Below are 718 nucleotides of genomic sequence, written 5' to 3' on the forward strand. Positions count from 1 at the left end.
GGCGCGCGCCGACGGCATGGGCATCGGCCTGATCGCCGACCTGGCGGTCGGCTTCGACGCGCATGGTGCCGAGGCCGCGGCGTGGCCGCAGGCGGTGCTGCAGGGGCTGGAACTGGGCGCGCCGCCGGACGCGTTCAACGGCGACGGCCAGGCCTGGGGCATCTGCGGCTATGCACCGACCGCGCTGCGCGCCAGCGGCTTTGCACCGTTCATCGAACTGCTGTGTGCGGTGATGCGCGATCGCGGCGGCGTGCGCATCGACCACATCCTCGGCCTGCTGCGGCTGTGGGTGATCCCGCGCGGCGCGCCCTCGTCCACCGGCGTGTACCTGCGCTATCCGCTGCACGACCTGCTGCGCCTGCTGGCGCTGGAATCCTGGCGGCACCGCGCGATCGTGATCGGCGAGGATCTGGGCGTGGTGCCGGACGGCATCCGCGCCGAACTGTCGCGCCGCGGGGTGATGGGCATCGACGTGCTGCTGTTCACCCGCGACCGCGCCGGCGCGTTCCTGCCGCCGGCGCAGTGGCGCCCCGACGCACTCGCCACCACCACCACCCATGACCTGCCGACTCTGCGCGGCTGGCGCCGCGGCGAGGACATCGACTGGCGCCGGCGCCTGCAACTGAGCGACGCCGCGCAGCAACATGCCGACCATGAGGCACGCAGCGACGATGTCGCGCGCATGGACCAGGCGGTCGCCGCGGCGCTGCCGCCCGCC

General features: G+C 74.1%; 1 protein-coding gene. It reads left to right on the top strand.

Annotated elements, in window-relative coordinates:
- Positions 1-718: 4-alpha-glucanotransferase (locus tag D180_RS18080; protein ID WP_017913900.1), on the top strand; the 718-nt coding region annotated here is incomplete at both ends.

The sequence above is a fragment of the Xanthomonas sp. SHU 166 genome (assembly GCF_000364685.1).
Lineage (GTDB): Bacteria > Pseudomonadota > Gammaproteobacteria > Xanthomonadales > Xanthomonadaceae > Xanthomonas_A > Xanthomonas_A sontii.